Here is a 24,836-nt window from a genome sequence, read left to right on the forward strand (position 1 = left end):
TCATGACCGAGACCCCGGTTCACACCCTGAACGACGGCCGCGCCATGCCCGCCGTCGGGCTCGGCACCTGGCCGTTGGGCGACGACGCGGCGGAGAAGGCCGTCGCCGGGGCCCTGGGCCTCGGCTACCGGCTCGTCGACACCGCACTGAGCTACGGCAACGAGACCGGTACCGGCCGCGGGATCGCCCGCAGCGGCGTGCGGAGGGAGGACGTCTTCGTCACTACCAAGGTCCCGGGCCGGCATCACGGTTACGAGCCGACCCTGGCGTCGTTCGAGGAGTCGCGGCGCAATCTCGGGCTGGAGTACGTGGATCTGTATCTCATCCACTGGCCGTTGCCCCGGCTCGATCTGTACGTCGACACCTGGAAGGCGCTGATCCGGCTCCGTGAGGACGGTCTGGTGCGCTCGATCGGCGTCTCCAACTTCACCTCGGCCCAGATCGACCGGCTGGAGCAGGAGACGGGGGTGCTGCCGGCCGTCAACCAGATCGAGATGCACCCGCGCCTGCCGCAGGACGAGCTGCGGTCCGCGCACGCCGCGAAGGGCATCGTCACGGAGAGCTGGAGCCCGCTCGGCCGCGGGCGCGATCTGCCGGCCGCCCCGAAGTTGGTCGCCGTCGCCGACGCGCACGGTGTGACGCCCGCTCAGGCCGTGCTGCGCTGGCACACCCAGCTCGGTGCCGTACCGATCCCCAAGTCGGCCGATCCGGGGCGCCAGCGCGAGAACCTGGACCTGTTCGGGTTCGAGCTGACGGCGGACGAGCTGACCCGCATCTCGGCCGGGCCGCGGCAGCGGTTCGGCGGGGATCCCGAGGTGCACGAGGAGTTCTGAGGGGCCTGTCGCGTCGGTGTGTGTCCGTGCCGCCGTGTCCGCGTCACTCGGCACGGACACACCGACGTGCGGATCACCGCGCGCGCGGGGTGAGCTCCGCCATCCGGGACCAACCCTCGCCCGGCACCTCGACGTTGATGATCTCCGGAGTCTGGGCGACGAGATCCGCCATCGTGTCCATCGCCGCGGCGAAGTGCTGCGACTTCACATGGGCCTCCCCGGCCTCGGGAGAGGCGAAGGCCTCCAGCAGGACGAACTGGTCCGGGTTCTCGACGCTGTACGACCACTCGAAGAACACATTGCCGGGCTCCTTCCGGGTGGCAAGGGTGAAGTCCTCGACGGCCGGGAGCCAGTTGTCGCGGTCGGCGCTGTGGACGGTGAATTTGACGGCGATGAAGATCATGCCCCCAGGGTCCCATATGCCTTGGATAAGGACCGATCGGGCACACCCGGATGGAGCCGGACGGGCTGGATATCGGCCCGTCCGGCTCTCGGGTGGGCCACAGACCCTAACCGCCGAGCTCGCGGTGGCGCGCGGCCAGTCGCGTGGCGCCCTCCTGTGTCGCTGAGCCGAACAACCGCAGCCGGGAGATGCCGCCGTCGGGGAAGATGTCGATCCGGATGTGCGTGGCCCGCACCGCCTCCGGCAGGACGAAGCGATGGTTCGTGTCGGGCTGCAGCGGGGTCCGGGGCAGCACCTCGGTCCACTCGCCGCTCTCCCCGTCGCATGCGGAAAGGCTCGCCCAGCCCGCCGAGTTGCCCTTCAGATACGCGGTGTCGATCTCGACTGCGCGGATCTCCGCCTGCTCGACGAGCCGGTAGCGGATCCAGTCGTTGCCCTTGTCGCGTCGGCGGCGGGTCTCCCAGCCGTCGTCCATCTTTCGGGACCTGCCCGGCTGGATGGTGTTGGTGGCCGGGGAGTAGAAGCGGTCGGAGGCGTCCTCGACCATGCCGCCGTTCTCCAGGGCGACCAGATCAAAGGTGCCGAGGGCGGCCAGCCAGGCGGGGTCGGGGGCGACCTCGCCGTACACCCGGAGCCGGGCGATCCCGCCGTCGGGGTGCTGATTGACCCGCAGATGGGTGACACGCTGCTCGGCCGCGACGACGAATCCATTGGCCGCGTGCCCCCCAACAGCCGTACGTGGTACGAGCGTTGTCCACTTCACGCCGGGCGCGAGGAGTGCCCCGGGCGACGGGGAGCCGGGGACGCAGGCCGCCTCGACGGAGACGGCCTGCGGGTAGTTGCCGCGGAAGTGGGCGGTGTCGACGATGATGCCGCGTACGACTCCGGGCGCGCCGAGCCGTACGAGTGCCCAGTCGTGGTCCTCGTCCGTGGGGTGCGGCCGGTCGGCGCTCGCGCCGCGGCGGCGGCGGGTCTCCCAGCCGTCCATGATCTTTCCCTTGTGGCCGAAGCGCTCGGGATCGAACTCGGCGGGCTCCGGCTTCAGCAGATTCTCGCGCTCGGCGAAGAACTCGTCGTTGGCGGCGATCACTCCCGCGCCGAGCCGCCGGTCGGCGAGGTCGACGAGGTCGGTGAAGGGGAAGTCGGCGGTGCGGTAGTCGGCGTACGGATCGCCGCCGCCGTACGGGTTCGCGTCGCCGGTGAAGCGGGCTGTCGCCGTCATGGTCAGTGGTTCCTTTCGAGGAGGCGTCCGGTGGGTTCGGTGACGATGCCGTCCGCCGCGATCCTTGCGCCGCGCAGCCAGGTCGATCTCACGACGCCGTGCAGGGTCCTGCCGGCGTAGGCGGTGACCTGGTTGCGGTGGAAGAGGTCGGCGGGGTCGACGGTGAAGGTCTCATCCGGGGCGAGGACGGCGAAGTCGGCGTCGCGGCCGGCCTCGATGGCGCCCTTGCGGGTGAGCCCGGCCAGCTCCGCGGGGGCGGCCGACATCCAGCGGACGACGTCGTCGAGCGAGTGGCCGCGCCTGCGGGCCTCGGTCCAGATGACGGGGAGCCCCAGCTGGAGGGAGGAGATGCCGCCCCAGGCGGAGGCGAAGTCCGGCGTCTTGAGGTCGGTGGTGCACGGCGAGTGGTCGGAGACGATGCAGTCGATCGTCCCGTCGGCCAGCCCGTCCCACAGCGCGTCCTGGTTGGCGGCCTCCCGGATCGGCGGGCAGCACTTGAACTCCGTCGCGCCGTCCGGGACTTCCTCGGCGGTGAGGGTGAGGAAGTGCGGACAGGACTCGACGGTGATCCGTACGCCCTCGCGCTTGGCGGCGGCGATCGTCGGCAGCGCGTCACTGGAGGAGAGGTGCAGCACATGAACCCGGGCGTTCAGCCGCCTGGCGTGCGCGATGAGCCCCTCGATCGCGGTGTTCTCGGCGTCACGGGGCCGGGAGGCGAGGAAGTCGGCGTACGCGGGCCCGCTGCGCTGCGGTGCGGAGGCCAGATGGCGCGGGTCCTCGGCGTGCACGATCAGCAGCCCGCCGAAGCCGGCGATCTCGGCCATGGACCTGGCCAGCTGCTCCTGGTCGAGCTCCGGGAACTCGTCGACGCCGGAGGGCGAGAGGAAGCACTTGAAGCCAAACACCCCGGCCTCGTACAGCGGGCGCAGGTCCTTGACGTTGGTCGGGATCGCTCCGCCCCAGAATCCGGTGTCGATGTGCGCCTTGGGGGCGGCCACCTGCTGCTTGGTGCGCAGATGACCGACGGTCGTGGTCGGCGGGAGGGAGTTGAGCGGCATGTCGAGCAGGGTGGTGATGCCTCCCGCCGCCGCGGCGCGGGTGGCGGTGTGGAAACCTTCCCACTCGGTGCGGCCGGGGTCGTTCACATGGACATGGGTGTCGACGAGTCCGGGCAGCAGGACGTCGTCACCGAAGTCCTCCGACCGGGCACCGGCCGGCACCTCGGTGTCGTACGGCAGGACGGCGTCGATTCTCCCGTCGGCGACGGCGACCGCCGCGGGACGCGTCCCGTCCGGGGTGACGACACGCGTCGAGCGCAGTACCAGATTCACGTCCGCACCGGACACCCGTACTCCTCACTTCGGACTTTCGGCCACTGACAAATTCAACGAACTGTTGAAGGAGTCTTCACTCGGGATTCGGGCCCGTCAAGACCCCACTTTCCCCGCCGGGCAGCCGGTGGACCACCCGCGCCCACAACTGGAGATTTCCACAAAGCAAAAGACCGATTTCGGAGAGCGGAACGTAACATGGGACCAGTGCGGCGCCGCAGAACTGCCCCGCCGACTGCAGACACCGGGACAAACAGGCTCTGACCGGCCAGGACGCCGCACCCGGAGCAGTGGGCCGATCGGGAACCGCCCGGTAGGCTGCTGCCTTGCTCTTCCGCCTCGAAAGGACCGTTGACGTGCCGCCGTCCCACGCCAGCACATCCGACTCCAAGCCCGCCGCTTCCAGCGGTGGTGTGCAGTCCCTTGAGCGCGCCTTCGATCTGCTGGAGCGGATGGCGGACGCGGGGGGCGAGGTCGGGCTGAGTGAACTCTCCGCGAGCAGCGGACTCCCGCTGCCGACCATTCACCGACTGATGCGCACGCTGGTGATCTGCGGATATGTACGCCAGCAGCCGAACCGGCGCTATGCGCTCGGCCCGCGTCTGATCCGGCTCGGCGAGTCCGCGTCCCGGCTGCTCGGCACCTGGGCCCGCCCGTATCTCGCGCGTCTGGTCGAGGAGACCGGCGAGACCGCGAACATGGCGCTGCTCGACGGCGACGAGATCGTGTACGTGGCGCAGGTGCCGTCAAAGCACTCGATGCGCATGTTCACCGAGGTGGGCCGCCGGGTGCTCCCCCACTCCACGGGGGTCGGCAAGGCACTGCTGGCGAATACGCCCCCGGAGGAGGTACGGGCCCTGCTCGCCCGTACCGGAATGCCGGCCGCCACCGAGAAGACGATCACCACTCCTGACGGCTTCCTCGACGCACTGGAGCAGGTCCGCAGGGTCGGCTACGCGGTCGACGACAACGAGCAGGAGATCGGGGTGCGCTGTCTGGCGGTCTCCGTACCCAACTCCCCCACCTCGGCCGCGATTTCGATCTCGGGTCCGGCGGGCCGGGTGACGGAGGCGGCGACGGAGCGGATCGTGCCGATTCTGCAGCAGGCCGCGAAGGAGCTGTCCGACGCGCTGGCCAGCAGCGGTCCCACCGGCTGAGAGGTGTGGGAGGGGCGGCCCCCCGGCCGTCCCTCCCACACCTCTCAGGCCGGTGCGGGCACCGTCAGACGGCCGTCGTCCATCGTGACCGTGCGGTCCACCCGGTCCAGATGGGCCCGGTCGTGCGTGACCATCACTGTCGCCGTCGACCGCTCCGTCGTCAGCCTGACCAGCAGCTCGAGCACTGCCGCACCCCGCTCGTGGTCGAGCGCGCTGGTCGGTTCGTCGACGAGCAGCACCGCCGGATCGTTCATCAGGGCCCGCGCGATGTTGATCCGCTGACGCTGTCCGCCCGACAGCTGGTGGGGCCTGCGGTCGGCCTTGTCCGCGAGGCCGACCGCGTCCAGCAGCTCCAGCGCCCGGCCGCGGGCTCCGCGTACGGCGCCGCCCGACAGATGGGTCATCACCTGGAGCTGTTCGGCCGCGGTGAGGGACGGCAGCAGGTTGGGCTGCTGGAAGACGATGCCGATGCGTTCGCGGCGCATCGCCGCCTTCTCCGCACGGCCGAGGCCCGCGGTGTCCGTACCGGCGACGACGACCTGTCCCTCGTCCGGGGTGACCAGGGTCGCGGCCACCGCCAGAAGGCTGGACTTGCCGGAGCCGGACGGTCCGACGACCGCGGTGAGCGAACCGGCGGGCACATCCAGCGAGACGCGGTCCAGGGCGGTGAGCCGGCCGTCGCCGTCGGGGTAGGTGAGGGTGACATCGGCGAGGGTGAGGGTCATCGGGCACTCCCGAGTGCGGTGAGCGGGTCGACGGCGGTGATCCGCCGGATGGACAGGGCCGCCCCGGCGGCGCCGAGGACGATCATCACGGCCGCCGGGACCAGGACGGTCGCCGCGTCGAGGACGAACGGCACGGCCCCTCCGCTGACCAGCGCACCGATGCCCGAGGCGAGCGCAGTGCCCACCCCCGTACCGATGGCGAGCATCACGACGGCCTGCCCGAGTGCGTCGCGCAGCAGATACGAGGTGGAGGCGCCGAGCGCCTTGAGGACGGCGACATCACCGCTGCGCTGGATCGTCCAGACGGTGAAGAAGGCGCCGATGACCAGGGCGGAGATGGCGAAGAGGAAGCCGCGCATCATCTGGAGCGAGCCGTTCTCGGCCTGGTAGGAGCCGATCGCGGTGAGCGACTCCTCGAGGGAGAGCGTGCTGGTGCCCGCCGCCTTGTCGCCTGCGGCGAGGTCGGCGCCGGCGGTGGCGGTCAGGGCGATCACCGTGGCGTGCTGCGCCCGGCCGTCGCCGTCCGCCCCGAATCGCTGCCAGTCGTCGAGCGAGGTCCACACGACCGGCGTATGGCTGTACGAGGCATCTCCCGCGACCGCCACGACGGACACCTCGGTGCCGCCCAGCCGCAGCCGGTCTCCGGCCCCGGCGCCCAGGTCGTCGGCGGCCTGTTCGGACAGCACCACCTTCCCCGTGCCGACCCGCGCGCCACCGATGGGTGCCAGGTCCCCGTCCGGCTCGACACCGAAGGCCGAGACGGCGGCCGTGCGCTCCCCCTCGACGGTGGCGGCGTTGAGGATGCGGATGCCGAGCGGCTCCGCGCCGCTCACACCGGGCCGCTCCGCCCACTTTTGCCAGGTGCTCTCCCCGACGGTCGAGTTGGTGAAGGACACCGACTGCCCGTCGGGCGGGGCGGCGAACGCGAGGTGGTCCGCGTTGAGCCCTGTGACGGCCGAGGTGTTCTCCCGGGCCAGACCGGCCGTCAGGCCGGACAGCAAGCCCACGAGCAGCGTGATCAGCACCACGACCGTGCCCATGAGCGCGAACCGCCCCTTGGCGAACCTGAGATCTCTCCATGCGACGAACATGCTCCCAGTCTCGGTACGCCGGCCTTCGGAGACATCGCTCGGCGGTGGGGCCTGACATCAACCTTTCGATTGACCGGGCGCCGGCGCCGTCCGTCTACGCTGGACGAATCATGAATTCCCGTGCCCACCCTCCGGTCGCCGCCGCGCTGCGGCTGTGCCTGCATGCGCTGCTCGTGGGGCTGCTCGCGCTCGCGGCCGTACAAGCCGTCCGTGACGGCGCCCCGCACACCGCCGCCGTCATCGTGGTCACCTGTGTGATGGCCGCCGTGTACGCGGCGGGGGCGCTCATCCCCGCCGTGCAGCCGCACAGCCGACCGGCCGCCCTGTGGCTGGCGCTGTTGGGCGCTGTCTGGCTGGTGCTGCTCGCCCTGTCGCCCGACGCCCTGTGGGTGGCGTTCCCGCTCTACTTCCTGCAGCTGCATCTGCTGCCGACGCGCTGGGCCCTGCCGGCCGTCGCGGTCACCGCTGCCGCCGCCATCGCCGGCTTCGTGCTGCACGGCCAGGCCGTCACGCCCGGCACCTTCATCGGTCCGGTGCTCGGCGCGGCGGTCGCGGTCGCGACGGTTTTCGGGTACGACGCGCTGTTCCGGGAGAACGAACGGCGCCGCGAGCTCATCGAGGAGCTGATGGCGACCCGCGCGGAGCTGGCCGAGGCGGAACGCACCGCAGGAACGCTCGCCGAACGTGAACGGCTGGCCCGCGAGATCCACGACACCCTGGCGCAGGGCCTGTCCAGCATCCAGTTGCTGCTGCGCGCCGCCGAGCGCACCCTGTCCGCCGACGCCCCCGCCACCGCGCACGTCCGCCGGGCCCGCGAGGCCGCACAGGACAATCTCGCCGAGGCCCGCCGCTTCGTACGCGCCCTGTCGCCGCCCGACCTGGAGAACGGCTCCCTGGCGGCCGCACTGGAACGCCTCTCGTCCCGCACCACGGCCCCCGGCCTCACGGTGCAGTTCGCGGTCAGCGGCTCACCGGTGGAGCTGCCCACCCCGTACGAGGTGGCGCTGCTGCGTACCGCCCAGTCGGCGCTGGCCAACACGGTGCAGCACTCCGGGGCGCGGCGCGCGGAGATCACTCTCAGCTTCATGGACACCTCGGTGTCGCTGGACGTCGTCGACGACGGCCGCGGTTTCGCCCCGGGGAGCGGGCCGGTCGCGGCGCACACCGACACCGGCGGCTTCGGCCTGCCCGCGATGCGCTCCCGGGCCCGTTCGCTGGGCGGCACGCTGAGTGTCGAGTCGGCGCCCGGTCAGGGCACGGCGGTCGCCCTCACCCTTCCGCTTCCCGTTCCGCTCCCCGACGGCCGGCCAGGACAGGACGCCGCATGACCACTCCCATCAGGCTGCTGCTCGCCGACGACCACCCGGTGGTACGGGCGGGGCTACGGGCCGTGCTCGACGCCGAACCCGACTTCTGTGTGGTCGCCGAGGCGGCCACCGCCGAGCGGGCCGTCGCGCTCGCCGCGACCGGCGAGTTCGACGTCGTCCTCATGGACCTCCAGTTCGGCACGGGCATGCACGGCTCCCGGGCCACCGCGGCCATCACGGCACAACCGGACGGGCCCCGGGTCCTGATCCTCACCACGTACGACACGGACGCCGACATCCTGGCCGCGGTCGAGGCGGGCGCCGCCGGGTATCTGCTGAAGGACGCCCCGCCGGAGGAACTGGCGGCGGCGGTACGCACCGCGGCGGCCGGCCGGTCGGCGCTCGCCCCGGCCGTCGCCCACCGGCTGATGGACCGCATGCGGGCTCCGGCCGAGGCCCTGACCAAGCGCGAGCTGGAAGTCCTGCAGCTGGTCGGCGAGGGCCTTTCGAACCTGCAGATCAGCAAGAGACTCTTTCTGAGCCAGGCGACGGTGAAGTCCCACCTGGTGCACATCTACGCCAAGCTGGGCGTGGACTCCCGTACCTCTGCGGTCGCGGCGGCGACGGCCCGTCGGCTGATCCGCCGCTGATCCCCGGCCGCCGTACGTCAGCGGCGCTGCGGCTCGCCGAAGAGATCCACGGCGACCCGTACGTCCCTGAGTGCGGAGGCCAGTGCGCTGACCGAGCCGATCGCCCCCGCGATCAGCAGCAGCGAACGGCGCAGGCGCGGAATCTCGGGTGCGCCACTGACGGCCATCGCATCCAGCGCGGCCAGCTCGTCCTCGGCGATCCCCCGGTCCGGGAACTCCGCGGGATGCCCCGCCAGCTCTCGGCGGAGTCGGGAGACGGCCGTACGCAGCTCCGTCGCCCTCGGATCCTCACCACTGCTCGTCACCTGCGTCTGCCCCACGCTTCGCAACAAAGCACTCCCCCTCGCACATCCTCGTGCCAGTGTTCCGACCGGGTCCCGGACCGCGGCCAAGTGTCCGGGGACGCCCGCAAGTTAACGCCATGACAGGTGTCGAGCGCCACTCCGCAGGCAGAATTCAGGGTGTCCCGTAAGGGTGACGTGCATGTGGCTCCGGGGACGGCGCCGCCCGTCCGTACCCTCCTGGGGCCCGCTTGCGCGAGGAGGGCACATCTGAGGTATCCAGTCCGCATGACTCGGACAACACAGACCCCGATGGTCGTCGGGCTGCTGCTCGCCGCGGGCGGCGGACGGCGACTCGGCGGGCAGCCCAAGGCACTGCTCGAACACCGCGGCCGGCCGCTGGTGGAGCACGCGGTACGCGTGCTGCGGGAGGGCGGCTGTGACCGCGTCCATGTGGTCCTGGGCGCCGCGGCGGAAGAGGTACGAGCACGCGCCGACCTCGCCGGCTGCACGGTGACCGTCAACCCCGGGTGGACCGAGGGCATGGGCTCGTCGTTGCGGGCGGGGCTCGGGACGCTCTCCGGTACGGGAGCGGACGCGGCGCTCGTCCTCCTGGTCGACCAGCCGGGGATCGGCGCGGACGCGGTGGCGCGGGTGCGATCGGCGTACCGCTCCCGGACGAGTCTCGTGGCCGCCTCGTACGACGGTGAACGCGGCCATCCGGTGCTGTTCGGGGCCGACCGGTGGGCGGACATCGCGGCGGGAGCGGTGGGCGACCGGGGCGCTCGGGCGTATCTGCGGGCGCACCGCGATGCGATCACGCTCGTCGAGTGTTCCGATGTGGCTCAGGCGTACGACATCGACACGGTGGAGGACCTCAAGCACCTTGAGTGAACCTACTGGCACCCGGCACCGGCACCGCCCCACTTCTGTCGACCCGGAGAATCTCGACATCAACAAACCATTGAACTTCCACTATGAGGAAACTACTATCCACTGGTCAGAAGCCCTCTGCACCCCGGACGGCGCCTGCGGCCGTATCCCGGAGCCCTGGCACGCCGTGCCGTTTCAGGCGACCCGGCGGCCGCGAGAAGCCGCCCGCACCGCCCGCTGAAGGAGTGACAGCTCATGTCCGCACCAGCGCCGTCCCCGCTGGCCATCGTCGATGCCGAGCCCCTGCCCCGGCAGGATGAGGTCCTGACCCCCGCGGCCCTCGCGTTCGTGGCCGAGCTGCACCGGCAGTTCACGCCCCGCCGTGACGAGCTGCTCGCCCGCCGGGGAGAGCGCCGCGCCGAGATCGCCCGTACCTCCACGCTGGACTTCCTGCCCGAGACGGCGGCGATCCGCGCGGACGACTCCTGGAAGGTCGCGCCGGCCCCGGCCGCGCTGAACGACCGCCGGGTGGAGATCACCGGTCCGACCGACCGCAAGATGACCATCAACGCCCTGAACTCGGGCGCCAAGGTCTGGCTCGCCGACTTCGAGGACGCGTCCGCCCCCACATGGGAGAACGTCATCCTCGGCCAGCTCAATCTGATCGATGCCTACACCCGTAACATCGATTTCACGGACCCCAGGTCCGGCAAGTCGTACGCCCTGAAGCCCGCCGGCGAGCTCGCGACGGTCGTCACCCGTCCCCGCGGCTGGCATCTGAACGAGCGTCACCTCCAGCTCGACGGCACCCCGGTGCCGGGTGCGCTGGTCGACTTCGGCCTCTACTTCTTCCACAACGCCCAGCGCCTGATCGACCTCGGCAAGGGCCCGTACTTCTACCTCCCGAAGACGGAGTCACACCTGGAGGCCCGTCTCTGGAACGGCATCTTCGTCTTCGCCCAGGACTACGTCGGCATCCCGCAGGGCACGGTCCGCGCGACCGTCCTCATCGAGACGATCACTGCCGCGTACGAGATGGAGGAGATCCTGTACGAGCTCCGCGACCACGCCTCCGGGCTGAACGCGGGCCGTTGGGACTATCTCTTCTCCATCGTCAAGAACTTCCGTGACGGCGGCGCCAAGTTCGTCCTCCCGGACCGCAACGCGGTGACGATGACCGCCCCGTTCATGCGCGCGTACACCGAACTCCTCGTCCGCACCTGCCACAAGCGCGGCGCGCACGCCATCGGCGGCATGGCGGCCTTCATCCCCTCCCGCCGTGACGCCGAGGTCAACAAGGTCGCCTTCGAGAAGGTCAAGGCCGACAAGGACCGCGAGGCCCACGACGGCTTCGACGGCTCCTGGGTCGCCCACCCGGACCTGGTCCCCATCGCCATGGCCTCCTTCGACGCGGTCCTCGGCGAGAAGCCGAACCAGAAGGACCGCCTGCGCGAGGACGTCTCGGTGGCGGCGGGCGACCTGATCGCCATCGACACCCTGGACGCCAAGCCCACGTACGACGGCCTGCGCAACGCCGTCGCGGTCGGCATCCGCTACATCGAGGCCTGGCTGCGCGGCATGGGCGCCGTCGCCATCTTCAACCTCATGGAGGACGCGGCCACCGCGGAGATCTCGCGCTCGCAGATCTGGCAGTGGATCAACGCGGACGTGGTCTTCGAGAACGGCAAGCACGCCACGGCGGACCTGGCCCGCAAGGTCGCGGCCGAGGAAATCGCCGCGATCCGGGCGGAGATCGGCGAGGAGGCGTTCGCGTCCGGCAAGTGGCAGCAGGCGCACGACCTCCTGCTCCAGGTCTCCCTGGACCAGGACTACGCGGACTTCCTGACGCTGCCGGCGTACGAGCAGCTGGGCTGAGCCCCCGCTTCCGCCCCCGGTACCGCACAGCACCGGGGGCGGAGTGCCGGGGCGTTCTTGGATGCGTCGGGCCGGCCCGCGAGGAGGCGGCCTCAGCGCGTTCCGGTGTCCAGGCCGACCTCCGCCCAGACACACTTGCCCGGGGCTCCGGTGCGCGGCACGGCACACCAGCGGTCCGCGAGCCGCGAGACCAGGAGCAGGCCGCGCCCGGACTCCTCGTCCGCCGCCGGGCACTGCGGCACCCCGGCCGGGGGGAGGCGCTCGGTGCGCGTGTCGGTCACCTCGATCCGCAGCGTGCGCCCACCCGTCTCCGTCAGCCGCAGATGGAAGTCGCGCCCCGGCACCCGGCCGTGACGCACCGCGTTCGCGGCGAGTTCGGCCGCGATGAGGGTCATCGTCTCGTTCGGCTCCGAGGTGTAGGGGTACCCCCATTCGTCCAGCCGGAGCGAGACCAGCCTGCGGGCCAGCCGTGCCCCGCGCGCGGTGGCGGTGAAGCACATGGCGAACTCCCGTACCCGCACGCCTGGTTCCGCGCCTCGCACGGACGGGTCAATTGCTTCGTTCATGAGGAAAACCCTCGCGGCGCATGCGTAGCGTTGACCAGGACGGACGCGCGGACGGCGATCGGCTGTACGCGCGTGCGGTGTGGGCTGTACACGGCACGTCGCGTGACCGGGTGCGGCGGTGCGGGCGAGCGCGGAGGTGTGGGGCATGCCGGAGCAGGAGCGGCCGGAGCAGACGTACGAGCCGGGGGCGGGCATTCTGGCCTTCTTCGGACGGCAGTTGAAGCTGTTCCGGGTGGCGGCGGGTCTGGAGCGGGCGGAGTTCGGGACCATGACCGGCTACTCCGCCTCGACCATCGCCTCCTTCGAGCAGGGTCGCCGGATTCCGCCGCCGAGGTTCATCGACCAGGCGGACGAGTTGCTGAACGCGCACGGCGTGCTCAAGGCAGCCAAGGAGGAGGTGGCCCGCGCCCAGCACCCGGCGTTCTTCCGCGACGCGGCACGCCTGGAGGCGGAGGCGGTGGAGCTGTGCGCCTACGACACCCTGGTCGTCAAAGGGCTGCTCCAGACCGAGGAGTACACACGCTCCCTGCTGGTCGAGCGGCGTCCGCTGCTGGACGAGGCGACCATCGAGCAGCGGATCGCGGCCAGGCAGGCCCGGCAGGAGATCTTCGGCCGCTGGCCGGCCCCGCTGCTCAGCTTCGTGATGGAGGAATGGGTGCTCACACGCGGGCTCGGCGGCCGCGCGGTCCGCCGGGGCCAGCTCGAACAGCTCCTGCTGATCGGCCAGAAGCGCAATGTGGAGCTCCAGGTCATGCCCGCGGACCGTGAGGACAACGCGGGAGTCGACGGCCCGTTCACCGTCATCACCCGGCAGAACGGCGACCAGATCGGCTACCTGGAGGTGCAGGGCAGGAGCACACTGATGACCGACCGGGAGGAGGTCCGCGCACTGGCGGCCCGCTATGGGATCATCCGATCGCAGGCTCTCACTCCGCGCGAGTCCCTGGCCTTCATCGAAAAGTTGCTGGGAGAGGTATGAACGTCGAAGAGACCACCGATTCCCCCGCCGCGCTGCGCTGGTTCAAGAGCAGTTACAGCGGCGCCGAAGGGGGCGACTGCCTTGAAGTCGCCACCCGTCCCGGCGTCGTCCACGTCCGCGACTCCAAGGACCTCACGGGACCGGTCCTCTCCCTGACCGCGCGGGGCTGGTCCGCCTTCGTCGAGTTCGCCGCCCGGGGCTGACCTGCCGGAAGAGGGCCGCCCCGCTGCGGGCGGCCCTCTGTACGCGGCTGTACGCGCGACCTTCCCAGCCAAGTGGAGCGTGTTGAACAGCGAAACGTCCGAGCTGGGCGTCGTCGCCTGAGGGCTGTCCCGCACATGCTGATGGGGTCGCGTACTGACTCGATGGGCGGCACCGGCACCAGAGACGCCGCCACCACCACGTCGACCGCGGTGAAGACCGTGGCCTCCGCCACGCCGCCACCAGGTTCAGCCGCACCGAGGTCTCGCCGGCATCGGCGGCCTCCTTGGCGCGCATGTCGATGCAGACGGCGCAGCCGTTGATCTTGCTTACGCGAAGCGCCACCAGCTCCTGCGTGGCGGTCGGCAGCACCAAGTCCTTGAGCGCCTTGCCCGCCGACATGAAGTATTTGCCGGCCTTGCCGGCGGTCGGGTCGGCGAAGCAGTTCAGTCGCGCGTCCACGGTGTGCTCCTCTGTGGTCGTCAGTGGCTACACCCCCTGAGACGGGGTAGCCCGCCCCCCTGCGACATGGACGAATGTGACCTGCGTCTCCCAGCCGTCGGTACACGTCAGCGGACAAGTCATCCACGGAGCAGCCCCTACGACGTGGGGGGCGATTGAGGCCGAACATGGCTCCGGTCTCGCTTGCAGCAGGTAGTACGAAATCGTATAGTTCGAAATCGTGAAATCCGAATCCGTGCCATCTGAGTGGTCGGCCCTGCTTGCTCTGCAGCGGGCCACCCACGCCACCCTGCACGTGCTCGCCGCAGAGCTCGTCGACCTGGACCTGACCCCCTCCGAGATCAACGCACTGGCCAACCTGGCCGACGGCCGCGGCCGGACCGTGTCCGAACTCGGCGCGGCCGTGGGCACCCGCCCCACCACACTGACCAGCGTCCTGGACCGCCTGGAACGACGCGGCCACATCACCCGTGGCGCCAGCCCGGGAGACCGCCGCGCGGTGCTCATCGAACTCACCCCCTCCGGACAGCTGACCGCCACCACGATCCGACAGGCCATCGCCGGTCTGGAGCATCGCGCGCTCGACGGCCTGCCGAAGGACGCGATCGCAGGCCTGCGCGCTGCCCTGCAGGCCCTGACGGAGGTGCCCTCATGACCGCTCATCCCCCGCACGCTGCCAACGCGCCCGACTTCGAGGCCTTGATGGCCGAAGTAATGGCAACCACCGAGCGGTTCGGCCACCGGGAACATGTCCATCTGACGTGGCTGGCCGTGCGGCAAGTCGGTGTGCGCGCGGCGGTCGGCCTGGTCAGCGACGGCATCCAGCGCACCGCCCGCTATGCGGGGGCGCCCCAGAAGTACCACGCGACCGTCAGCCGGGCCTGGGTGGAGCTGGTCGGTCACCACGCGGCCGAACACGACGAAGACGACTTCACCGCATTCGCCGACCACCACCCCGCCCTGCTCGACAAGCGACTCCTGACAGCCCGCTTCTACCGCCCGTCGACGCTGGCCTCCTCACAGGCGAAGACAGACTGGATCGAGCCCGACCTCGCTCCCTTCCCGTGGCAGGACGCCGGCCGGGGGCAGCCCCGGGAGGAAGCAGCACGGTGACCGTAACCGGGCAACGGCCCCACGGGTTCAGCAGGTTGTGAAGAATGGCCGGGCATGTGCGACATCCCGTGAGTTCCCCTGAGCCCCACTGAGTCCCTGGCCCTGTGGCCAGAGGGTTCTTCCTCCTTCGTGTGCTCTGTGGGCTTGTGACGTAACTTCGGGATTCTTGAAGCGTTCTCACCTCGTCCGACCGATCCGTAGTCGGGCTGAAGGCGAGGAGGCTCGGGTTGGCGGCGCTGGCAGTCGTGCGGGATCTCCGCGATGTACGCGCTCCGGTCTCGGTCGAGGAGCTGGAGCAGTTCGAGACCGACGCGCTGGCCGGGTTCGTGCTCGCGCGGGCATCAGCCGGGCTGACAGACGGCACCATCCGCGGGGACGTCGGTCACCTGGAACAGATGCGGACCTGGTTCGGCCGACCACTGTGGGACATGGAACCTGCCGACGCGGACACGTACTTCGGCAAGGTTCTGCGGAACTCTCCGAGCGGCACCCGTCTCGCTCGGTCGCAGGCGCTGACCACATACTTCGCCTTCCTGGAGCTGAGGCACAAGGTCGAGCTGCACCAGATGACCGGGCGGGTCGTCGAGTGCCCGATCGACGAGATGAACCGGCCGCGCGGGTCCAAGGACGCCCAGCTGCGGATCCCGCCGCTGGAGCCGGAGGTCGGGCAGTTGTTCACCGGCTGGGCCGGCGAGCTGGCCACCTGCCGGAAGTTCGCCCCGATGGCCAGGAACTACACCGCCTCGAAGCTGATGTCCGAGGTGGGACTGCGAGTCAACGAGGCCCGCAGGCTGGACCTGGACGACATCAAGTGGAACCTTGGCCGGTTCGGCAAGCTCCATGTCCGCTACGGCAAGGGCAAACGCGGTTCGGGTCCGCGAGAGCGGATGGTGCCGCTGATCAACGGTGCGGGCCGGACCCTGCGGTGGTTCATCGAGGACGTGTGGGGCCAGTTCGGCGACGACCACACCCGGCCCGGCGCCCCGCTGTTCCCCTCCGAGCGCAAGAACACCGACGGCTCCTCACGCCGGGTCGGCGACGACGCCCTGCGCAACGGGCTCTCGGACGCGACCAAGGCCCACCTGCCGGGCTGGACGGACAAGCTGACGCCGCACGTCCTGCGGCACTTCTGCGCGTCGCAGCTCTATCTGAACGGGCTCGACCTGATCTCGATTCAGGAGGTTTTGGGGCATTCCTGGATCGCCACAACGATGCGGTACGTCCACGTGCAGCAGACCCGGGTCGAAGATGCCTGGGCCGCCGGACAAGAGCGGGCCGCGAAGCGGCTGGAAGGACTGATCCGATGAAGTGGAACCTGCGGCTGACGGCCGCGAACAAGGGCGTCTGGAAGGCATCCGAGCTGCAACGGAGCCTGGCCGAGCACGGGTTGGTGATCTCGGCGGGAAAGATGTCCGGGCTCTGGTCCGGCCATCCCGTCTCCCTCAAGCTGGAGGATCTGGACGTGATCTGCGTCGTCCTTGGCTGCGAGATCGGAGACCTGCTGATCCCCGAGCCGGGCAAGGTCAGCCGTCCCGGCCAGCAGAGCGAGGGCCGGGAAGCGGCGGTCGGGGCGACGGTGGCCCCGGTGGTCGTGCCGAAGCGCCGTGACGGCCGGTCCCTGCCGCCGATGTGACGGAGACACCATCGCGATGGGAAAGATCAGCGCCGACAAGCCGGCGGCCTCCTGCGCAGGATGTTTCGCCTGGGGGCAGCTGCCGGGTCGCTTCTGCCGAGGCTGCTACACCTACGGACAGCAGCACGCCGTCGGTGAGTGCGCGGGATGCCGGCGACGGGTGCCAGTCAACCAGGACTACGGCTACTGCCGTCTCTGCAAGGCCCAGGCCACGTGGGCGATCAAAGCCGCCGGTGTCACCGGCGAAGCAGCCTCGATCATGCCGTTCCTTCGGCAAGTCCGCCATCAGCAACTGTTCTTCGCGAACATGCAGCGGCCCCGCAACGGCGGACCGCCCGTCGGCAAGGAAGGCCGCCGCGTCCTCAAGCCCCGACCGGTCCCCGAGCCGGTGCAGCTTCGCACTCCGTGGGCCCAGCTGAGGCTGGCCGAAGCCCCTCGTGTCCTGAGCCGGTACGACCACCGCCGCCGGGACCTGACCAACCCCACCCTGGATCTGGCCCGCCGTCGGGCCCGCACCATCGGCGAGGCCCGCGGCTGGACCCGGTGGGTCACGCTGGAAGTCAACCGGGCTCTGGTCATCCTGCTGTCCGGTCACCTACCGGGCGAGAAGATCAGGTACTCGGAAATGTTCGACGGGCTGAGGCACTTCGGCCTCAACATCAAACGCACCGCCGAAGTCCTCGGTCAGCTCGACCTCCTCGACGACGACCGCATCCCGGCCTTCGAGTCCTGGCTGGAGCGCAAGCTCGACGGCCTCACCGACGGGATCCGCCAGGACGCCGAGGACTGGATCAGGACCCTTCGGGACGGCGGACCACGCAGCCGCCCGCGCGACCTGTCCACCGTCTGGACCTACCTCAACGAAGCCCGGCCGGTGCTGCTGGACTGGTCTGCCCGCTATGACCATCTGCGGGAAGTAACCCGCGACGATGTCCTGGCCGTCCGCGACCAACTGGAAGGGGCCAAGCGGCACCACACCCTCAGCGTCCTGCGGTCGCTGTTTCGGCACTGCAAGAAGAACGGCACCAACTTCCGCAATCCGACCAGCCGGATTCGTGTCGGCCGTCAGGACTACGGCGTCATTCTCCCCCTCGATCCGCACGAGGTCCGTGCGGCGGTGGATGCCTCGACCACTCCGGCCGCCCAGCTCGCTCTGGCTCTCGCCGCCATCCATGCCGCCCGCCCCAAGACCGTGCGCGAACTTCTCCTGGAAGACCTGGACTTGGGTAACCGCCGCCTCACGCTCGCTGGCCGTGTCCGTCCGCTCGACGACCTCACCCGCGACGCGATCCTCGCCTGGCTCGATCACCGGCGGCAGCGATGGCCCAACACCACCAACCCACACCTGATCGTCAGCCAGCACACCGCCATGGACACCTGCCCGGTCAGCGGCGTCTGGATCACCAACGCCCTCCGCGGCCAGGCTGCCACCCTGGAGCGGCTCCGCGTCGACCGGCAGCTCGAAGAAGCTCTCACCCACGGCCCCGACCCGCTCCACCTCGCCGAAGTCTTCGGCCTCGACGAGACAACGGCGATCCGCTACGCGGCCGCCGCACGCCAGATCCTGGAACGACCCTTGGAAGCCGACCCCGCGACTTCACCACGAACCCGAGGATCCACCCCCTAGAATCCGGGCACCGGACCCCGGGTTCCTGCTGAACAGCCTTCAGTTTTCGCGAACTCGCGGGCCTCGAGGCCCTGTTCTCCCGAAGCTACGGCGAAGTGACAAGTAGCTCTCGGTGATGGTGGTCTTGGGTACGGCCTGCGCCCCGGGCTCATGGCGTGCCACGCCTTCCTGGCCGAGGGCGACACCCTCGTGGTGCCCTCCCTCGACCGCACCGCCGCTCCCTCAAGGACCTCGTGACGATGGTCGCCGAGCTGCGCGAGCGGGGTGTCGGCTTCACCTCGCTTCACGAGAACCTGAACACCACCACCCCTGGCGGGCGTCTGATCTTCCACGTCTTCGCCGCGCTCGCGGAGTTCATCCGCGAGCTCATCGTCGTGGGGACGAACGAGAGCCTGGCCGCCGCCCGCGCCCGCGGCCGAACCGGTGGGCGCCCCTCGGTCATCACGCCCGAGCTCTTGCGCGCGGCCCGCGACATGCTCCCCGACCGGGAGAACAGCATCGAGTCCATCGCGAAACTCCTCGGCGTCTCCTCCGGCACCCTCTACAACCACATCCCCGACCTGCGCGAACTACGCGTCTCCCGCGTTCCGCGCCAGCTCGAAGGCGGTACCTCGTAGATCACGGCGGAGCCGTTGCGGCTTTAGGCCTCACCGTGGCTGGCCCCCTGAAGGAGCTCCGGAACTCCGGCGTCCCGCGCCAGTTGGAGGGAACCAGCCAAGTGACCCCCACCGCTGCTTGCGGTGGGGGTCGGAGCCAGGAGCTCGGAACCTGGCCTCTTATTCGGTGCGCAGGGCCGTAGCGGTTCGGGCCCTGGCGGCCCAGCCGGCAGGCAGGAACGCGCCCAGGGTGGCGATGAGCAGGCCGCCGAGTGCGAGCGGGAACAGTTCGGCCCCGTGGTAGACGGCGATGACGGAGTCGGGGAGGCGGAGCCCCGCGCTGTCGCCCATCGCGGGGATCACCCAGCCGTGCAGGGCTACGCCGAGCGGCACGCCCAGAGCGCCGGCAGCCAGTCCGGTCACGACGACCGAGGTGAGGACCATGGCGATGGTCTGCCGGGGGGTCATGCCCAGCGCCTTGTGAACACCGATCTCCCGGACGCGTTCGCGGGTGTCGAGCAGTACGCCGTTCAGCACGCCGAGCGCTGCGACGGCGACGAGTATCAGCGTGAGAATCGAGGACAGCGCGTTGAGCGTGACGACCATGTCACCACCGGCGTCGAGCCCGCCGGCCCGGGCACTGACCCCCAGCGGTGCCAAGTCCTTGTTCAGCGCGTCGACGTAGCCGGTCACGTCGGTGCCTGACGTGACCGCGATGTGGTGGCTCGTCTCCGTCAGGTCGGGATGTGCAGCCGCGAGGGTCGCGGCGTCGGTGAAGACCTGCATGCCGTCGTTGCGGGGGTCGAGGACATCGCCGACGATCCGGACCGTCACCGGCTCGGCCAGGCCGTTCAGGGTGACGGTGTCGCCGATGCGGGTGCCGGTGGCGGCCAAGAACTGGGTCGGGACCACGGCCTCGCCGGGCTCGTCGATCCAGCGGCCCGAAACCATCGTGTAGCCGCCCCAGGAGGCGTCGCCGGTGAAGGCGATCACGTCGGTGATGCCGGTCATGCCGGAGACGGTCGCCCGTGTCGTCGCGGCCCTGTAGTACTTCCCGGTCCCGGAGTTGGCCTCGATCGCCGCGGCGACCTGGGCGGGATCGGCCCTGGGCTGCTTATCGGGTACAGGGCCTTGGGGTCCGAAGTCGGGCAAGGGCGCAGGCACGACGACATCGGCGGCGGCGTGGGCCTTTGCCTTCATCACCTCGCCGAGCGAGGCGCCCATCCCCACGGTGAACGTGACGGCGATGGCGCCGAACAGGACTGCCGTGCCCATGGCCAGCGCGCGGGCGGGCCGCGCGAAGGGCCGGGCCAGGCCCAGGGCGACCGGCTGCGGCAGCGGCAGCCGGCCGGCCAGGCGGGCCGCCCACCGGCCGCGCCCCGCCGACGCGGTACGCCCGACGGCGAGCGCGTCGACCGTACGCAGCCGGCCGGCCCGCCAGGCACTCGCCCATGCGGTCGCCGCCACCAGGCCGAGCACCCCGGCGACCACCGCCAGGTCGACCCAGGGGGCGATGGTCAGGGACGAGGTGCCGTAGACCTCCTCGGCCTCGGCCAGTACCGGGACGGCAAGCAGGTGGCCCGCGAGGACACCGAGGGCCGTGCCGACGGCGGCCGGGATCAGCGCCTGGCCCACGTAGGCCCGCACGACCTGGGCCGGGGTGAAGCCGACGGCCTTGAGGATGCCGATGCGGCGCGTTCCCGTGCCGACGGCCGACGCGACGACGTTGCCGACGACGAGCGCCGACATGACCAGGCCCAGGGCGCCGAACGCGATGAGGAATGGGACGTAGAGGGCGGTGTCGCGCTCGGCGGTCTTCTTGACGGTGAGCCATGACTGTTCGCCGACGGCCGTTCCCGGCGGCAAGGATTCCGTCACGGCCTTGCCGCCCGCGGTGATCTGCGCGGCAGTGCCCGCGTCGGTGATGCGGTAGAGCATCTGGTAGCCACCACTGCCGGGCGCGGTGAGCGCCGGCATCTGGGACGGAACCACCCAGGCGTCAGCGGTCTGCGTGACCGAGCGGGCCACACCGACCACCGTCAGTGTCGGACCGCCGGACAGATCGGGGAAGGCAAGCGTCATGCCAATGGTCGGGAAGAGCGAGGAGTTGGCGGACAGCACGATCTCGCCGGAGTGCGTGGGCCACCGCCCGTCGAGCAGTGCCACCTCGTCCACATCTCGACCGGGATCGCCCCGGCCGACCACGGTCATCGGCCACCCGGGGCCCGCCCCGTCCGACCGCGGGGTGACCGTCGCCGTACGGAACGGCCCGGCCGCGCTGCTCACCCCTTCGGCATCCTTGGACTTCGACAGCTGCGCGGCACCCACCTTGCCCCCGTCGAACTGGACGGACAGATGCGCGCCGTGCTGCTTGGCGAAGGCGTCGTCGAAGGGCGCGCCGGAAACCACGAGCAGCGATCCGCCGAGGACGGAGGCGGCCACCGCCATCATCGTGGCGAGCCCGATCACCAACGTCTGCACCCGGCGGCGTCCCACCCCCGAGCGCACCACCTTGCCGAGCACGCTCATCGGACGGCCTCCGAGGCGACAGCCTGCGACCGGACGTCCTCGTTGATCCGGCCGTCGGCGATCCGGACCGTACGGTTCGTGCAGGACCGGGCCAAAGGCAGGTCGTGGGTGACCACGACGATGGTCTGGCCCTCCGCATTGAGGCCGGTGAGCAGCCTGCTGACGTCCTGTCCGGCGGCCGTGTCCAGGGCCCCGGTCGGCTCGTCGGCCAGGAGCAGCGCCGGCCGGTTCATCAACGCCCGGGCCACCGCGACACGCTGCCGCTCGCCACCGGACAGCCGCCCCGGGTAGGCGTCGGCGTGCTGGTCGATGCCGAGGTTCTCCAGGAGTTCCGCCGTCCGGCGGTCAGCCTCGACACGTGCCGTGCCCGCGAGCCGCGCGGGCAGGACGACATTGTCGGCGACGGTCAAATCGTCGAGCAGGTTGAAGAACTGGAAGACCATGCCGATCTTCGACCGCCGGTAGAGCGCCGATCCGGCCTCGCCCAGCTGATCCACCCGCACTCCGTCCACGGTGACGGTCCCCGTATCGGGCCGATCGAGACCCGCGATCAGATTGAGCAGCGTGGACTTACCGCTGCCGGAAGGGCCGAGGATCGCGACGGCCTCGCCGGGCTGCACGGTCAGCGACGCGTCGTGCAGTGCGGGCGGGCCGTCGTCGTATCGTCGGCTCACCTCGCGCAGTTCGATCACCGGCATGGTCATGAAAGGGCTCCTTCAATGCGGGCATCAGACTCCTTGGACGCTAGGAGCGCGCCCGGCCTCTGCGCGTCGCCCGCCCGAACCCTTTGCCGTACCGCATCGGGATGATCTGCCGGAACGTCATCCTTGCGATGTAGGCGCCCGATGTATGCGAGGCGCCGGGAACGACCACTGAGGCGGACTCCGAGGGTTCGGGCGGCGACGACAATGAACCGGTGATGAACGTACGTACGACGCTGGAGCGGCTGTGGGTCCTGGCCCGCGAGGGGGTCCGCGACGCCAGGATCCCGACCGGTCCGCCGCTGCGGCTCGGCCGTCGCGCCTGGCAGTTCGACGTGCTGGTGGCGCTGGCGCTCGGCATCACCACTGTCTATTACGGCATCGACAACGCGAACAACATCGTGGTGCGTGAGATCGCACCCGGCGTGGAGCACGTCGTGCCGCGCCCGTCCGGCCCCGGCGGCATGGCCTTCATGGTGACCCTCGCGGTCATCGCCTCGGGTGCCGTGGCGCTGCGCCGCCGCTTCCCGCTCGCCGTGCTGTGCATCGTGACGGCCGCGGTACTGGCGACACCGCAGAGCGTTCTGCGGCTGACGTTCTACGCGTTCGTCATCGCTGTCTACAGCGCCGCCGTGTACAGCCCCTACCGGGTGACGACCCTGGCGGCGCTGCCGGTGTCGGTCCTCCTGGTCGGCACCTCGGGGAACTCGGTGACACCGATCGTCCCCAACGAATACATCGCCCTGCTGATCCTGGTCCCGATGGCAGGAGCCGCCCTCGGGCTGCGCACCTGGAAACTCCGGACCGACGAAGGCCGGACCCGGCTCTCCGCTCTGGAACGCGAACAGGCCGAGGCACTGCGCCGGGCGGTCGAGCACGAGCGCGCGAGGATCGCTCGCGAATTGCACGACGTCGTCACGCACAACGTCAGCGTGATGGTCATTCAGGCGGGCGCCGCCCGCAAGATCATGGAGACCGCCCCCGAGCAGGCCGGCGAGGCCCTGCTCGCCGTCGAGGCGGGCGGGCGGGCGGCCATGACCGAGCTGCGTCATGTCATGGGACTGCTCACCATGGCCGGCGAGGGCGAGGAGACGGACGGAGGTGCGGACATGGCGGACACGGCGGCGGAGCTGGCCCCCCAGCCCGGCCTGGACCAGCTGGACACGCTCGTCGGACGAGTACGGGACGCTGGACTGCCGGTCGACCTGACCGTAACCGGCCCACCCTGCGAGATCCCGCCCGGCATCGAGCTCGCCGTCTACCGCGTGGTCCAGGAAGCCCTGACCAACACCGTGAAGCACGCGTCCGGCGCCACCGCCGCCGTGACCGTCGAATACGGACCGGAACGGCTCCGGGTGGAAGTCACCGACACCGGTGGACGCCCGGGAGCGGGCGCGGACACCGGAAACGGCCGGGGCCTGATCGGCCTGCGCGAGCGCCTCGCCGTCTACGACGGAACCCTGAGCACCGGCCGACGCCTGACCGGCGGCTACCGTGTGGAAGCGCTGATCCCCCTGGAGGCACCGTGACCGAGCAGCCGCCGCGTGTCCTCCTGGCCGACGACCAGACCCTGGTCCGCACCGGATTCCGGATGATCCTCAGCGCCGACGGCATCGACGTCGTCGCCGAGGCGACCAACGGAGTCGAAGCGGTCGAAGCGGTCCGCCGCACGCGGCCCGACGTGGTTCTGATGGACGTCCGGATGCCCGAGATGGACGGCCTGGAGGCGACCCGCCGCATCCTCACCGTTCCCCAAGCTCTCAACTCCGTTCGAGCAGGGGAGACCCCATTCCCCGACAAACCCCGCGTCATCATCCTGACCACCTTCGATCTCGACCGGTACGTCTACGCGGCACTGTCCGCCGGGGCCAGCGGCTTCCTCCTCAAGGACGTCACCCCCGAGCACCTGGCCGCGGCCGTCCGCACGGTCCGTACCGGCGACGCCCTCCTGGCGCCCGCCATCACCCGCCGCCTCGTGCAGCGGTTCGCCCAGCGCGGCGGCGACACCGCCGCCCTCCACCGCGACCTCGCCTCGCTCACCCCGCGCGAACTGGAGGTCCTCGGCCTGCTGGCCCGAGGACTGAGCAACGCCGAGCTCGCCACCCGCCTCCACCTGGCCGAGGCGACCGTCAAAACCCACGTCGCCCGCATCCTCGCCAAGCTCGGACTCCGTGACCGTGTCCAGGCTGTCATCGTCGCCTACGAGACAGGGCTGGTCAGTGCCGGCGAACACGAGGCCGCCCGGTGGTCCGCCGAGCAGACGTAGACCGATGCCGAGGCTTGGCCGGCCCCGACGCTGTTGCGCGACGGACCAACCTCTCGGTCATGCGTCGGCCGCAGGTCACCTCCGAGAACGAACTCCTTGCCCGGCGCCTGGTGATACCCATGCTCCTGGCGGGTCTCCAGTCGACCACCGAAGAGGCCCAGCGGATGAGCGCCCTGATCAAGAGGAGCCACCGGGGTACCAGGTCGAGGGCGACAGTCCGCCGATGGTTGCGGTGGTCGTCGTACAGCGGGCCGAGGCGGCGAGGTGGCGAGGTGCTCAAACAGAGGTACTGGTGTGCGAATTCGGCATCGATACGGCTAGGATCACGCACGGCAAGGCTGTAGCGCAGAGGTCGTCGCGCCCTAGCAGCGAGCTGGAGGACGTCGGTTCGAATCCGACCGGTCTTGCCACCTTT

Annotated in this window: 25 protein-coding genes, 1 tRNA gene and 1 pseudogene; 17 read left to right on the forward strand and 10 right to left on the reverse strand. The window is 70.4% G+C overall.

Translation table 11 applies throughout. From position 1 onward, the window contains the following. Positions 1-2: 2 nt before the first annotated feature. Positions 3-833, forward strand: a complete 831-nt coding sequence (locus NRF20_RS09690) for an aldo/keto reductase (protein ID WP_413752408.1) — start codon at positions 3-5, stop codon at positions 831-833. 73 nt (positions 834-906) lie between these two features. Here the strand turns inward: NRF20_RS09690 and NRF20_RS09695 are convergent, their stop codons facing one another. From NRF20_RS09695 to allB, 3 genes are all read right to left on the reverse strand, one after another. Then, positions 907-1,236 carry a putative quinol monooxygenase gene (locus NRF20_RS09695; protein ID WP_266356545.1) on the reverse strand — a complete coding sequence of 110 codons (330 nt, stop codon included), beginning with the start codon at positions 1,234-1,236 and terminating at the stop codon, positions 907-909. Positions 1,237-1,342: 106 nt separating this feature from the next. Beyond that, positions 1,343-2,458, reverse strand: a complete 1,116-nt coding sequence (gene alc, locus NRF20_RS09700) for an allantoicase (RefSeq protein WP_413752409.1) — start codon at positions 2,456-2,458, stop codon at positions 1,343-1,345. A gap of 2 nt (positions 2,459-2,460) precedes the next feature. Next, positions 2,461-3,804: an allantoinase AllB gene (gene allB, locus NRF20_RS09705; protein WP_413752410.1), complete on the reverse strand. Its 1,344-nt coding sequence runs from the start codon at positions 3,802-3,804 to the stop codon at positions 2,461-2,463. A gap of 341 nt (positions 3,805-4,145) precedes the next feature. On the opposite strand from allB, the gene NRF20_RS09710 reads away from it, so the two are divergent. Next, entirely contained in the window at positions 4,146-4,946 is an 801-nt protein-coding gene (locus NRF20_RS09710; RefSeq protein ID WP_266356551.1) for an IclR family transcriptional regulator, read from the forward strand. Positions 4,947-4,990: 44 nt separating this feature from the next. Here NRF20_RS09710 and NRF20_RS09715 read toward each other — a convergent pair whose 3' ends face one another. Together NRF20_RS09715 and NRF20_RS09720 are read right to left on the reverse strand one after the other, a co-directional pair. Next, complete coding sequence (locus NRF20_RS09715) at positions 4,991-5,671, reverse strand: ABC transporter ATP-binding protein (protein ID WP_266356553.1); 681 nt, start codon at positions 5,669-5,671, stop codon at positions 4,991-4,993. Continuing rightward, positions 5,668-6,762 carry an ABC transporter permease gene (locus tag NRF20_RS09720; protein ID WP_413752411.1) on the reverse strand — a complete coding sequence of 365 codons (1,095 nt, stop codon included), beginning with the start codon at positions 6,760-6,762 and terminating at the stop codon, positions 5,668-5,670. The genes NRF20_RS09715 and NRF20_RS09720 overlap by 4 nt, the downstream gene beginning before the upstream one ends. Before the next feature lie 110 nt (positions 6,763-6,872). Between NRF20_RS09720 and NRF20_RS09725 the strand changes: the two genes are divergently transcribed. After that, a complete protein-coding gene (locus NRF20_RS09725; RefSeq protein ID WP_398634010.1) occupies positions 6,873-8,090 on the forward strand; it encodes a sensor histidine kinase in 1,218 nt (405 codons plus the stop codon). After that, positions 8,087-8,719: a response regulator gene (locus NRF20_RS09730; protein WP_398634011.1), complete on the forward strand. Its 633-nt coding sequence runs from the start codon at positions 8,087-8,089 to the stop codon at positions 8,717-8,719. The genes NRF20_RS09725 and NRF20_RS09730 overlap by 4 nt, the downstream gene beginning before the upstream one ends. 17 nt (positions 8,720-8,736) lie before the next feature. On the opposite strand, the gene NRF20_RS09735 is transcribed toward NRF20_RS09730, so the two are convergent. Continuing rightward, on the reverse strand, positions 8,737-9,051 hold the full coding sequence (locus tag NRF20_RS09735; protein ID WP_398634012.1) for a DUF5955 family protein: 315 nt from the start codon (positions 9,049-9,051) through the stop codon (positions 8,737-8,739). A 237-nt stretch (positions 9,052-9,288) separates the two neighbouring features. Here NRF20_RS09735 and NRF20_RS09740 point away from each other — a divergent pair, with 237 nt between their 5' ends. After that, positions 9,289-9,894, forward strand: a complete 606-nt coding sequence (locus tag NRF20_RS09740) for an NTP transferase domain-containing protein (protein ID WP_398634013.1) — start codon at positions 9,289-9,291, stop codon at positions 9,892-9,894. Positions 9,895-10,128: 234 nt separating this feature from the next. Beyond that, positions 10,129-11,748, forward strand: a complete 1,620-nt coding sequence (gene aceB / locus NRF20_RS09745; RefSeq protein WP_413752413.1) for a malate synthase A — start codon at positions 10,129-10,131, stop codon at positions 11,746-11,748. A gap of 92 nt (positions 11,749-11,840) precedes the next feature. On the opposite strand, the gene NRF20_RS09750 is transcribed toward aceB, so the two are convergent. Continuing rightward, positions 11,841-12,314, reverse strand: coding sequence for an ATP-binding protein (locus NRF20_RS09750; RefSeq protein ID WP_413752415.1), 474 nt, complete (start codon positions 12,312-12,314; stop codon positions 11,841-11,843). 145 nt (positions 12,315-12,459) lie between these two features. Here NRF20_RS09750 and NRF20_RS09755 point away from each other — a divergent pair, with 145 nt between their 5' ends. Then, positions 12,460-13,293, forward strand: coding sequence for a helix-turn-helix domain-containing protein (locus NRF20_RS09755; RefSeq protein ID WP_413752416.1), 834 nt, complete (start codon positions 12,460-12,462; stop codon positions 13,291-13,293). Next, a complete protein-coding gene (locus NRF20_RS09760) occupies positions 13,290-13,496 on the forward strand; it encodes a DUF397 domain-containing protein (RefSeq protein WP_398634017.1) in 207 nt (68 codons plus the stop codon). Before NRF20_RS09755 ends, NRF20_RS09760 begins: the two co-directional genes overlap by 4 nt. 200 nt (positions 13,497-13,696) lie before the next feature. On the opposite strand, the pseudogene NRF20_RS09765 reads toward NRF20_RS09760, so the two are convergent. Continuing rightward, positions 13,697-13,956: pseudogene (locus NRF20_RS09765) on the reverse strand (carboxymuconolactone decarboxylase family protein); the annotation flags it as partial. A gap of 220 nt (positions 13,957-14,176) precedes the next feature. Between NRF20_RS09765 and NRF20_RS09770 the strand changes: the two are divergent. From NRF20_RS09770 to NRF20_RS09795, 6 genes are all read left to right on the forward strand, one after another. Beyond that, entirely contained in the window at positions 14,177-14,611 is a 435-nt protein-coding gene (locus NRF20_RS09770) for a MarR family winged helix-turn-helix transcriptional regulator (protein ID WP_413752417.1), read from the forward strand. Then, on the forward strand, positions 14,608-15,069 hold the full coding sequence (locus NRF20_RS09775) for a hypothetical protein (RefSeq protein ID WP_398634019.1): 462 nt from the start codon (positions 14,608-14,610) through the stop codon (positions 15,067-15,069). Before NRF20_RS09770 ends, NRF20_RS09775 begins: the two co-directional genes overlap by 4 nt. 227 nt (positions 15,070-15,296) lie before the next feature. Beyond that, positions 15,297-16,376, forward strand: a complete 1,080-nt coding sequence (locus NRF20_RS09780; protein ID WP_413752418.1) for a tyrosine-type recombinase/integrase — start codon at positions 15,297-15,299, stop codon at positions 16,374-16,376. Next, positions 16,373-16,702: a helix-turn-helix domain-containing protein gene (locus NRF20_RS09785; RefSeq protein WP_413752419.1), complete on the forward strand. Its 330-nt coding sequence runs from the start codon at positions 16,373-16,375 to the stop codon at positions 16,700-16,702. The genes NRF20_RS09780 and NRF20_RS09785 overlap by 4 nt, the downstream gene beginning before the upstream one ends. A 160-nt stretch (positions 16,703-16,862) precedes the next feature. After that, positions 16,863-18,329, forward strand: a complete 1,467-nt coding sequence (locus NRF20_RS09790; protein WP_413752420.1) for a hypothetical protein — start codon at positions 16,863-16,865, stop codon at positions 18,327-18,329. Between the two features lie 239 nt (positions 18,330-18,568). After that, positions 18,569-18,946 (forward strand): recombinase family protein, encoded by a 378-nt coding sequence (locus tag NRF20_RS09795; RefSeq protein ID WP_398634051.1) that lies wholly within the window; start codon positions 18,569-18,571, stop codon positions 18,944-18,946. Positions 18,947-19,105: 159 nt separating this feature from the next. Here NRF20_RS09795 and NRF20_RS09800 read toward each other — a convergent pair whose 3' ends face one another. Together NRF20_RS09800 and NRF20_RS09805 are read right to left on the reverse strand one after the other, a co-directional pair. Beyond that, on the reverse strand, positions 19,106-21,454 hold the full coding sequence (locus tag NRF20_RS09800) for an ABC transporter permease (RefSeq protein ID WP_413752421.1): 2,349 nt from the start codon (positions 21,452-21,454) through the stop codon (positions 19,106-19,108). Next, positions 21,451-22,158, reverse strand: a complete 708-nt coding sequence (locus NRF20_RS09805; protein ID WP_413752422.1) for an ABC transporter ATP-binding protein — start codon at positions 22,156-22,158, stop codon at positions 21,451-21,453. The genes NRF20_RS09800 and NRF20_RS09805 overlap by 4 nt, the downstream gene beginning before the upstream one ends. Before the next feature lie 215 nt (positions 22,159-22,373). On the opposite strand from NRF20_RS09805, the gene NRF20_RS09810 reads away from it, so the two are divergent. The 3 genes from NRF20_RS09810 (at position 22,374) to NRF20_RS09820 (ending at position 24,831) form a co-directional block, all read left to right on the forward strand. Continuing rightward, the gene (locus tag NRF20_RS09810; protein WP_413752423.1) at positions 22,374-23,684 is read left to right on the forward strand and encodes a sensor histidine kinase; all 1,311 of its coding nucleotides are present in this window, start codon (positions 22,374-22,376) and stop codon (positions 23,682-23,684) included. Next, on the forward strand, positions 23,681-24,421 hold the full coding sequence (locus NRF20_RS09815) for a response regulator (protein ID WP_266356573.1): 741 nt from the start codon (positions 23,681-23,683) through the stop codon (positions 24,419-24,421). Before NRF20_RS09810 ends, NRF20_RS09815 begins: the two co-directional genes overlap by 4 nt. A 334-nt stretch (positions 24,422-24,755) precedes the next feature. Further along, positions 24,756-24,831, forward strand: a tRNA-Arg gene (locus NRF20_RS09820). Positions 24,832-24,836: the final 5 nt, after the last annotated feature.

The organism is Streptomyces sp. R-74717, assembly GCF_047305335.1.
Lineage (GTDB): Bacteria > Actinomycetota > Actinomycetes > Streptomycetales > Streptomycetaceae > Streptomyces > Streptomyces atratus.

Coding starts and splice junctions, on each gene's coding strand:
- alc (WP_413752409.1), bottom strand. CDS start 2,458: ATGACGGCGACAGCCCGCTTCACCGGCGACGCGAACCCGTACGGCGGC.
- aceB (WP_413752413.1), top strand. CDS start 10,129: ATGTCCGCACCAGCGCCGTCCCCGCTGGCCATCGTCGATGCCGAGCCC.
- NRF20_RS09740 (WP_398634013.1), top strand. CDS start 9,289: ATGACTCGGACAACACAGACCCCGATGGTCGTCGGGCTGCTGCTCGCC.
- NRF20_RS09810 (WP_413752423.1), top strand. CDS start 22,374: ATGAACGTACGTACGACGCTGGAGCGGCTGTGGGTCCTGGCCCGCGAG.
- NRF20_RS09730 (WP_398634011.1), top strand. CDS start 8,087: ATGACCACTCCCATCAGGCTGCTGCTCGCCGACGACCACCCGGTGGTA.
- NRF20_RS09750 (WP_413752415.1), bottom strand. CDS start 12,314: ATGAACGAAGCAATTGACCCGTCCGTGCGAGGCGCGGAACCAGGCGTG.
- NRF20_RS09760 (WP_398634017.1), top strand. CDS start 13,290: ATGAACGTCGAAGAGACCACCGATTCCCCCGCCGCGCTGCGCTGGTTC.
- NRF20_RS09720 (WP_413752411.1), bottom strand. CDS start 6,762: ATGTTCGTCGCATGGAGAGATCTCAGGTTCGCCAAGGGGCGGTTCGCG.
- NRF20_RS09805 (WP_413752422.1), bottom strand. CDS start 22,158: ATGACCATGCCGGTGATCGAACTGCGCGAGGTGAGCCGACGATACGAC.
- NRF20_RS09725 (WP_398634010.1), top strand. CDS start 6,873: ATGAATTCCCGTGCCCACCCTCCGGTCGCCGCCGCGCTGCGGCTGTGC.
- NRF20_RS09785 (WP_413752419.1), top strand. CDS start 16,373: ATGAAGTGGAACCTGCGGCTGACGGCCGCGAACAAGGGCGTCTGGAAG.
- NRF20_RS09795 (WP_398634051.1), top strand. CDS start 18,569: ATGGTCGCCGAGCTGCGCGAGCGGGGTGTCGGCTTCACCTCGCTTCAC.
- NRF20_RS09695 (WP_266356545.1), bottom strand. CDS start 1,236: ATGATCTTCATCGCCGTCAAATTCACCGTCCACAGCGCCGACCGCGAC.
- NRF20_RS09775 (WP_398634019.1), top strand. CDS start 14,608: ATGACCGCTCATCCCCCGCACGCTGCCAACGCGCCCGACTTCGAGGCC.
- NRF20_RS09755 (WP_413752416.1), top strand. CDS start 12,460: ATGCCGGAGCAGGAGCGGCCGGAGCAGACGTACGAGCCGGGGGCGGGC.
- NRF20_RS09800 (WP_413752421.1), bottom strand. CDS start 21,454: ATGAGCGTGCTCGGCAAGGTGGTGCGCTCGGGGGTGGGACGCCGCCGG.
- NRF20_RS09715 (WP_266356553.1), bottom strand. CDS start 5,671: ATGACCCTCACCCTCGCCGATGTCACCCTCACCTACCCCGACGGCGAC.
- NRF20_RS09690 (WP_413752408.1), top strand. CDS start 3: ATGACCGAGACCCCGGTTCACACCCTGAACGACGGCCGCGCCATGCCC.